6 protein-coding genes are annotated in these 9345 nt (G+C 73.8%); 1 reads left to right on the forward strand and 5 read right to left on the reverse strand.

All coding sequences use genetic code 11. The annotated features are described in order from the left end of the window. Positions 1-245 precede the first annotated feature (245 nt). From O4J56_RS31350 to O4J56_RS31370, 5 genes are all read right to left on the reverse strand, one after another. Positions 246-2339: a 3-hydroxyacyl-CoA dehydrogenase NAD-binding domain-containing protein gene (locus O4J56_RS31350; RefSeq protein WP_270690814.1), complete on the reverse strand. Its 2094-nt coding sequence runs from the start codon at positions 2337-2339 to the stop codon at positions 246-248. Further along, positions 2336-3538: a thiolase family protein gene (locus O4J56_RS31355; protein WP_270690816.1), complete on the reverse strand. Its 1203-nt coding sequence runs from the start codon at positions 3536-3538 to the stop codon at positions 2336-2338. The genes O4J56_RS31350 and O4J56_RS31355 overlap by 4 nt, the downstream gene beginning before the upstream one ends. Positions 3539-3925: 387 nt before the next feature. Continuing rightward, complete coding sequence (locus O4J56_RS31360) at positions 3926-4801, reverse strand: tetratricopeptide repeat protein (RefSeq protein ID WP_270690817.1); 876 nt, start codon at positions 4799-4801, stop codon at positions 3926-3928. Positions 4802-5383: 582 nt separating this feature from the next. Continuing rightward, positions 5384-6676 carry a ribonuclease D gene (locus O4J56_RS31365; RefSeq protein WP_270690818.1) on the reverse strand — a complete coding sequence of 431 codons (1293 nt, stop codon included), beginning with the start codon at positions 6674-6676 and terminating at the stop codon, positions 5384-5386. 236 nt (positions 6677-6912) lie between these two features. Continuing rightward, positions 6913-7497: a DUF3000 domain-containing protein gene (locus O4J56_RS31370; RefSeq protein WP_270690820.1), complete on the reverse strand. Its 585-nt coding sequence runs from the start codon at positions 7495-7497 to the stop codon at positions 6913-6915. Between the two features lie 299 nt (positions 7498-7796). Between O4J56_RS31370 and hemE the strand changes: the two genes are divergently transcribed. Continuing rightward, positions 7797-8861, forward strand: coding sequence for a uroporphyrinogen decarboxylase (gene hemE, locus O4J56_RS31375; RefSeq protein WP_270690821.1), 1065 nt, complete (start codon positions 7797-7799; stop codon positions 8859-8861). Positions 8862-9345 lie beyond the last annotated feature (484 nt).

Consider the following 9345-nt stretch of genomic DNA (forward strand, 5'->3'; position numbering starts at 1 on the left):
CTGTGGGTTCAGCGGCCCCGGCAGCACCATCATCCACCAACAGATCTCGGGGAAGTCGGGGTTAAGAGGGCCCTCATAAGCCCGACTTCCCCGAGATCGACGCCGAAGCTCGCGGTTCCGTCCGCCGAGTGCTCCGCGGACGCCATCCGGTCCCGCAAAGAGGACCGCCCCGTGCCGACGGTGTGTCGGCACGGGGCGGAGCGGCGGCGGCAGGGGACGGCCCTCGGGGCCCGATCCCCCGAGCCCTACAGGGCCTTGTAGCCCTCGGGGTGGAACTTCGCGCCGTTGACGCGCTCGGAGACGCCGCTGTAGTCCAGGTACGGCGTGATGCCGCCCAGGTGGAACGGCCAGCCCGCGCCCGTGATGAGGCACAGGTCGATGTCGGCCGCCTCGGCGACGACGCCCTCGTCCAGCATGATCCGGATCTCCTTGGCCAGGGCCTCCAGCGCCCGGTCCAGGATCTCCTGCTCGGAGGAGGCCTTCCCGCCGCCGCTGAACAGCTCCTTGACCTCCGGGTCGAGCTGGAAGTCCGGGCCGAAGACCTGCGTCTTGCCCGCCTCGACCATCCGCCGGTGCTGGTCGGAGACGCTGAAGCGGTCGGGGAAGGCCCCGGCCAGCGTCTCGGACACGTGCAGCGCCACGGCCGGGCCGACGAGCTGCAGGAGCAGCAGCGGCGACATGGGCAGGCCCAGCGGCGCGACCGCGCGGTCGGCCGTCTCGGGCTCGGTGCCCTCCTCCACGGCGCCCAGCACCTCGCCCATGAACAGGGTGAGCAGCCGGTTCACCACGAACGCCGGGGCGTCCTTGCACAGCACCGCGGTCTTCTTCAGCTTCTTCGCGGTGGCGAACGCCGTGGCCAGCGCGGCCTCGTCGGTCTTCTCGCCGCGCACCAGCTCCAGCAGCGGCAGAACCGCGACCGGGTTGAAGAAGTGGAAGCCCACGACCCGCTCGGGGTGCTTCAGCTTGCTCGCCATCTCGGTGACCGACAGTGAGGAGGTGTTGGTCGCCAGGATCGCCTCGGGGGAGACCACGGCCTCCACCTCGGCGAAGACCTGCTGCTTGACCTCCATCTTCTCGAAGACGGCCTCGATGACGAAGTCGGCGTCGGCGAAGGCGTCCTTGGTCAGCGACCCGGTCACCTGGGCCTTGAGCCGGTTGGCCTTGTCCTGGTTCACGCGGCCCTTGGCCAGCAGCTTGTCGATCTCGCCGTGGACGTAGCCCACGCCCTTGTCCAGGCGGTCCTGATCCAGGTCGGTCAGCACGACCGGCACGTCCAGGCGGCGGGCGAACAGCAGCGCCAGCTGCCCGGCCATCAGCCCGGCGCCGACCACGCCGACCTTGTTCACCTTGCGGGCCAGCGACTTGTCCGGCGCCCCGGCGGGGCGCTTGGCGCGCTTCTGCACCAGGTCGAAGGCGTACAGACCGGCCTTGAGCTGGTCGCTCATGATCAGGTCGGCGAGGGCGTCGTCCTCGGCGGCGAAGCCCTCGTCGCGGCCGCGGTCCTTGGCGGCGGCCACCAGGTCCAGCGCGCGCACCGGCGCCGGGGCGGCGCCGTGCAGCTTGCCGTCCACCAGGAAGCGGGCCCCCGCGACGGCCTGGTCCCAGGCCTCGCCGGTGTCGACCTCGGGCCGCTCGACGGTGATGTCGCCCTTGACGACCTTGGCCGCCCAGCGCAGCGACTCCTCGACGAAGTCGGCGGGCTCGAACATCGCGTCGGCGATGCCGAGCTCGCGCACCTGCGGGCCCTTGATCATCTTGTTCTGGTTGAGCGGGTTCTCGATGATCAGCTTGAGGGCCTTCTCGGCGCCGATCAGGTGCGGCAGCAGGTAGGTGCCGCCCCAGCCGGGGACCAGGCCCAGGAACGCCTCGGGCAGCGCGAACGCCGGGACGCCCGAGGAGACGGTGCGGTAGGTGCAGTGCAGCGCCGCCTCGACGCCGCCGCCCATCGCGGCGCCGTTGACGAAGGCGAAGGTGGGCACGTGCAGCTCGCCCAGGCGGCGCATCACGTCGTGGCCCAGCTTGCCGATGGCGTGCGCCTGCTCGCGGTTCTGCAGCAGCGGCACGCCCGTCAGGTCGGCGCCGACGGCGAAGATGAACGGCTTGCCGGTGATGGCGACCGCGGCGATGTCGGTGCGGGCCGCGGCGGCGTCGATGGCCTCGTTCAGGCTCAGCAGGCCGCCGGGGCCGAAGGTGTTGGGCTTGGTGTGGTCGTGGCCGTTGTCCAGGGTGATCAGGACGGCGGTCCCGGCACCGTAGGGGAGTTCGACGTCGCGGGACAGGGCCTTGGTGACGACCTCGTCGGCGAAGAGCTCCCGCGCCTGCTCGATCGGGCTGCTCACTTGGCGTTTCCTTCCCAGTTCGTGTTCTCCCACAGCACGGTCCCGCCCATGCCCATGCCGACGCACATGGTGGTCAGGCCGTAGCGGACGTCCGGGCGCTCGGCGAAGAGGCGCGAGAGCTGCATCATCAGCCGAACGCCGGAGGAGGCCAGCGGGTGGCCCAGGGCGATGGCGCCGCCCCACGGGTTGACCCGGGCGTCGTCGTCGGCGATGCCGAAGTGCTCCAGGAAGGCGAGCACCTGCACGGCGAAGGCCTCGTTGATCTCGATGAGGCCGATGTCGTCCATGCCCAGGCCCTGGCGGGCGAGCAGCCTCTCGGTGGCCGGGACCGGGCCCACGCCCATGACCTCGGGCTCCACGCCCGCGAAGGAGAAGTCCACCAGCCGCATGCGGGCGTCCAGGCCCAGTTCGGCGGCGACGTCCTCGGCGGCCAGGATGGCGCCGGTCGCGCCGTCGTTCAGCCCGGCGGCGTTGCCCGGGGTCACGTTGCCGTGCGCGCGGAACGGCGTCTTGAGCTTGGCCAGGTCCTCCATGGAGGTGCCGGGCCGCGGCGGCTCGTCGGCGGTGGCCAGCCCGAAGCCCTGCTCGGCCGAGCGCACCAGCGTCTCGACCAGGTCCTGCTGGATCTTGCCCTCGGCGTAGGCCTTGGCGACCTTCTCCTGGCTGCGCACCGCGTAGGCGTCGGCGCGCTCCTTGGTGATGGAGGGGAAGCGGTCGTGCAGGTTCTCCGCGGTGTTGCCCATGACCAGGGCGGAGGGGTCCACCAGCTTCTCGGACAGGAAGCGGGGGTTGGGGTCGACGCCCTCGCCCATGGGGTGGCGCCCCATGTGCTCGACGCCGCCGGCGATGACGACGTCGTAGGCGCCGAAGGAGATCCCGGCCCCGGCGGTGGTGGCCGCGGTGAGCGCGCCGGCGCACATGCGGTCGATGGCGTAGCCGGGGACGCTGCGGGGCAGCCCGGCCAGGAGGGCGGCGCTGCGGCCGATGGTCAGACCCTGGTCGCCGATCTGCGTGGTGGCGGCGATCGCGACCTCGTCGACGCGCTCGGGCGGCAACTGGGGGTTGCGGCGCAGAAGTTCCCGGATGACGCGGACGACGAGGTCATCGGCGCGCGTCTCGGCGTAGAGGCCCTTGCCGGCCTTGCCGAACGGGGTCCTGGCCCCGTCGACAAACACGACATCGCGGGCGGTTCGCGGCACGATTGCCCCTCCTTCACAACCTGATGAGTGGTTTGCCCCCCTCATGCTACTCGCCGGTAACTAGTGCCGCGAGCACCGGGGGCGCGCAGTGCGCAACGGGCGGCGGGAGGGGGCGGTCGCGAGCGTGGTCGGCGCGCCGCCGACGGAGTGGAGGGGCGGGGCGCGCCGGTCGGGACGGAACGCGCCCGCCGGGGCTCGGGGCCGGGCCCGGTCGGCGGCCGGGCCACCTGACCCGGCGGCCGGTCCTCCGGTCTCGGCCCTCGCCGGTTCGGGTGGCGTGGGCGGGCTACGAGCGCGCGCTGGCCGGGAACCTCGTCGGCGGGCGCTGGTGCGGCTGTGCGGGCCGTTGGGCGGCCCCGGCGGAGGGGGCCGCCGGGCGCGTCCGGGTCAGAACAGGGACGCGGCCTCGCGGTGGCGGCCCGCGGCGCTGTAGGCGCCGGCCAGGTCGCGGCGCATCTTGAAGGTCAGCATGCGGATCTCGGGGTCGCCCACGGCGGCGAGCCCGTTCCGGTAGGCCTCCCGCAGCGTGTCGATGGCCTCCCGGTCCATCCCCGCCTGCGTGTAGGCGCGCCCGAGCCGGTGGTGGATGACCAGGGTGTCGTGGTGGCGGCTGCCCAGGCGGCGCGAGCGCTGGGCCAGGACCAGGCGCAGCTGGCGGACGGCCTCCTCGTAGCGGCCCGCCGCGCTGAGTGCCATGCTCAGCCCCACCCGCAGCCGCTCCCGCTCGACCGGGTCGGCCGCGTCCTCGATGGCGCGCTCGTAGTGGGCGACCGCCGCCTCGTGCTCGCCGGAGCGGCGCAGCGCGTCGGCCAGGCGGGTGCGGGCCTCGACGGTGTCGGAGGCCATCGGCCCCAACCGCTCGGTGCGGTGGCGCAGCAGCACCTCCCACAGCTCGGCGGCCTGGGCCGGGCGGGCGCTGTCCGCGCAGATCCAGGCGAGGTTCTCGCGGATGACGTCGGTCTGCGGGTGCTCCTCCCCGAAGACCTTGACCGCCTCCTCCAGGGTGCGCTCGAACTCCAGCCGGGCCGCCTCGCGGCGGCCGATCTGGGCGTACTTGTTGGCGAGGTTGTTGCGCGCGGCGATGGTGCGCGGGTCCTCCGAGCCGTGGCGCTGGACCTTGTCGTCCAGGGTGCGCTCTAGGGAGGCCACGCGCAGGCCGGGGGTGCGGCCGGACGCCTCCGGATCGGCGGAGGGCGCGGGATCCTGCGGCGGCACGGCCCTGCCCCGGCGCATCAGGTTCCGCCACAGCGACACCAGTCCCACCTCCCGTTCACGCTCTCCGCATCCTGCACCGGGGGTGGGCGCGGGCACAGGTCCGCCCACGCGCATCGCACCCCGGTCTTTTCCGCCCCGCAACGACAACAGCACGATTCCATAACTTAATCCGCCGGGGCGGGGTCGGGAAGCCTTCGCGGCGGGGTTCAGGCATGTGAACTCTATCACTTATCGATCTTTTAGGGGGCAATGAGGTTTAAGCAGAGAAACGTCGTGTTTGTCGTCGAGTGTGCTGATCGTGAACGGTCGTGGTGCGGAGGCGGTGACCGGAGGCGGGCGAAGGGTACGCCGTGGGGTGCGCGAGGGGGACGGGGTCGGGAGCGGTCGCCGGACAGAGGCCTCGAAGGCGGGTCGTACCCGGCCCGGCGCCGCGGTGAACGAGGCCGCCCCGGACGGATGGAGGCCCGCCGCTCCGACGGATACGGCGCCGGTACCGGGCCACCACTGCCGGGACACCACGATGGGGGCGGTGGGGGCGTCCCGCGCTGCCGCTGGACACCCCCACCGCCCCCGTCGAGCCGTGCCGAGCCCCGCCGGGCTCCCTGCAGGGCCTTGGGCCGCCGGGGCCGCCTACTCCGCCGGAGGACCGGCCTCCGCCCGCTTCAGGGCATCCGCCAGCGCCTCCGCGGTGAGGCCGATCTGCCATTCGCGCGCGCCGTTCCCGCGCAGGTGCCCGGCGACCGACTCGGCGTCCAGGCGCTCCGGCGGCGTCCAGGCCAGGCGCCGCACGGTGTCCGGCTGCAGCAGGTTCTCCGTCGGCATCACGACCCGCTCGGCGATCCCCGACACTGTCGCGCGCGCGGCCTCCAGTCGCCGGGCCGCCTCGGGGTCGCGGTCGTGCCAGCGGTTGGTCGGCGGCGGCCCGTCGCCCGGGGCGCTCGGCTGCGGCAGCTCCTCGGGGCGCATGTCGCGGGCGCGGTTCACGGCCTTGATCCACTGCGGCACGTACCGCCGGGCCAGCCGGACCGAGAACGGCTTGAGCGCCCCCAGCTCCTGTGCGCTCCGCGGCATCGACGTCGCCGCCTCCACGATCGCCGCGTCCGGCAGCACCCGGCCCGGGGACAGGTCGCGCTCCTGCGCGATGCGGTCCCGCTCCAGCCACAGCTCCCGCACCACTCCCAGCGCGCGCTGGTTGCGCACCCGGTGTATGCCGGACGTGCGCCGCCATGGGTCGGGGCGCGGCTCCTTGGGCGGCGCGGCGAGCACGGCGGCGAACTCCTCGCGCGCCCACTCCAGCTTCCCGGCCTCGCGCAGCTCCGCCTCCAGGGCGTCGCGCAGGTCGACCAGGACCTCCACGTCCAAGGCGGCGTAGGTCAGCCAGTCCTCGGGCAGCGGGCGCATCGACCAGTCGACGGCCGAGTGCTCCTTGGCCAGGCGCAGCCCCAGCACCCGCTCGACCATCGACCCCAGGCCGACCTTCTGGTAGCCCAGCAGCCGCCCGGCGAGCTCGGTGTCGAAGAGCGCCGAGGGGCGCAGGTTGACCTCGGTCAGGCAGGGGAGGTCCTGATGGGCCGCGTGCAGCACCGCCTCGGCGCCGCCGATGGCCGCGCCGAGCTCGGACAGGTCGGGGCAGGCGACCGGGTCGACCAGCGCCGACCCCGCCCCTTCGCGCCGCAGCTGCACCAGGTAGGCGCGCTGGCCGTAGCGGTACCCCGAGGCGCGCTCGGCGTCCACCGCGACCGGTCCGGTGCCCTGGGCGAACGCCGCCACCGTGGCGCGCAGCGCCGCTCCGTCGGCCACGACCGGCGGCAGCCCCTCGCGCGGGGTGCGCAGCAGCGGGGCCTGGCCGCCGCCCTGCTCCGCCTCCTGTGTGGATCCGTCCGGTTCGGGGGCACCTGTCGTTGAATTCAGCACGTTCGCCACAGCACTACGGTATGCGCTCCCGGGAGCGAAGCCGCGTGCCGAGCGTGGCCGGACCAGGGCGCCCGCGCCCCGTTCCGCCGTGTCTGCGGGCTCTTCCGGCGGGGGAGGAATCGGACGAAACGCCGCGTCGCGTCCGGTGTCGCGTCCGTTCGGGGCACCGGTTCGGAGCGTCCGGTCGGGGGTCGGTCCGGAGGTGCCGGAGCGGGGGTGTCGGTGCAGAGGTGTCGGTGCGGGGGTCAGCCCTCCGTGGGGGAGCGCCGCGACGACAGGTCGGCCACGTCGGCGGGCGGCAGCCCGGAGGCCGCCGAGAGCAGAGCGAGCCAGGCGGCCATGTGCCCGGACAGGTCCTCGCCCTCGGGCGACCACGACGCCCGCAGCTCCAGCTCCGTGCTCAGGCCCTGGTCGGCTTTGGCGGCGAAACCCTCCGTGGTCGCGCGGGTGACGGTGCCGCTGAGCACCCGGTGGTCGGCGCCGCAGGACTCCAGGGCGTCGGTGAGCCAGCTCCAGGCCACCTGCCCCAGCAGCGGGTCGGCGGCGATCTCGCTCTCCACCTCCGAGCTGACGTAGGCCACCACGCGGAAGGGGCCCGGCCAGTCGCGGGTGCCGTCGGGGTCGTAGAGCACGATGAGGCGCCCCAGCGCGGGCTCGTCGCCGCCCTCGGTGACCACGCGGGCCGACACGGCGGCGGAGTGCGGGGCCAGGCGGCGGGGGGCGGGGATGTCCTCGACCGTGATCTCGGGGCGGACCGCGGCGGAGCGCAAGCTCTCCACCGCGCGGCGGAACACGGGCGGCGCGTCGTCGACCCTACCGAGAGGGGGCATGATGGAAACGTCTGCCTTAATCATGGTCGTTGGGGAACATCCGGCGCGCGGACCGGCGGGCCGGGGGCGATCGCGGCGCGTGACGGGACCTGCTACCCGCCCACGGTGGCACGAGTCACGCCGCACGAAGCGGCGATTCCCCGGCGTGTCGGGGTTTCGTGATGATCTTGGAATCCGGGACGCGACGGAGTCGTTACGCCGAGCGCCCTCGCGCGCTCCCGGGCCGTCACCCTGCGTGCCCGCGCACCGGAGGGGCCGGGGCGGCCGGGAACGGCCGCGCCGAAGTTCCGGGCCGGGTCATGGCGGCCCCGCGTGCGTGGCACGATCGAGGGGTGACGCTCCAAGACTCTCCTTTCCTCCGCGCCTGCCGGCGCCTCCCGGTGGACCGCACGCCGGTGTGGTACATGCGCCAGGCCGGGCGCTCGCTGCCCGAGTACCGCAGGGTGCGGGCCGACGTCCCGATGCTGGAGGCGTGCGCCCGCCCGGACATGATCGTCGAGATCACCATGCAGCCGGTCCGGCGCCATGGTGTGGACGCGGCGATCTACTTCAGTGACATCGTGGTGCCGCTCAAGGCGATCGGCCTGGACCTGGACATCAAGTCCGGCGTGGGTCCGGTGGTCGCCGACCCGGTCCGCGACGCCGAAGGGATCAAGCGCCTGCGCGAGCTGGAGCCCGACGACGTGTCGTTCGTCACCGAGGCGGTGGGCACGCTCGTCGGCGAGCTCGGCCCGACCCCGCTGATCGGGTTCGCGGGGGCGCCGTTCACCCTGGCCTCCTACCTCATCGAGGGCGGCCCGTCCAAGAACCACGAGCGCACCAAGGCGCTCATGTACGGCGAGCCCGAGCTGTGGGACGACCTGATGCGCCGCCTGTCGGTGATCACGCTGGAGTTCCTCAAGGTGCAGGTGGCCGCCGGCGCCGGCGCGGTGCAGCTGTTCGACTCGTGGGTGGGCGCGCTGAGCGCCGAGGACTACCGCGCCTCGGTGCTGCCGCACACCTCCTGGATCTTCGAGCGGCTCGGCGAGCTGGACGTGCCCCGCATCCACTTCGGGGTGGGCACCGGCGAGCTGCTGAGCCTGCTGAGCGAGGCCGGGGCCGACGTGGTGGGCGTGGACTGGCGGGTGCCGCTGGACAAGGCGGCCCAGCGGGTGCAGCCGGCGACGGCCCTGCAGGGCAACCTGGACCCGGCGGCGCTGTTCGCGCCGTGGGAGGTGGTGGCCGAGCGCGCCCGCGACGTGCTGACCCGCGGCCGCGCCGCCGAGGGCCACATCTTCAACCTGGGCCACGGGGTGCTGCCGAACACGGACCCGGACATGCTGACCCGCCTGACGGAGTTCGTGCACGAGGAGTCGCAGACCTGACCGGCCCTCCGGGGGGGCGTAGGGCGGGGCGGGGGCGGCCGGAGGGCCGCCCCCGCTTGCTGCGCGGAGGGGCGGAGCTCGCGGAGAGGTGGCGGCGGCGGCCCTTGCCGCAGCGCTGTCGGGTGCGGCGCGTGTGCGTGGTCGTCGTTGATGGCGGCGACGGAGTGAGTGGGCCGGTTCCCGGGCGCTGCCTGCCGTCCGCCGGGCCGCTCGCGGTCCGGGTGGGCGGCGCGGTGAGGTGGGCGCGTGGTCGCCCGCGTTCGTGGCGCCCGCCGGCCCGGTGCGTCCCTCCCCGGCGATGATCTCGACAGGAGTGCTGTCATTCCGGCGGTTTTGACACCACCTTCGTCGAGATCATCGCCGAGGGGGTGCGGGGGCATCCAGCGTCGTGAAACCGACGCCTGATCTGCCTAAGAGCTCGCGCGGATGGGCGGGCGCGCCGCAGGGGCCGAGCCTCGCGCCCCGTCGCCGACCGCCGCCCCCG

The sequence above is a fragment of the Nocardiopsis endophytica genome, from assembly GCF_027706725.1.
Lineage (GTDB): Bacteria > Actinomycetota > Actinomycetes > Streptosporangiales > Streptosporangiaceae > Nocardiopsis_A > Nocardiopsis_A endophytica.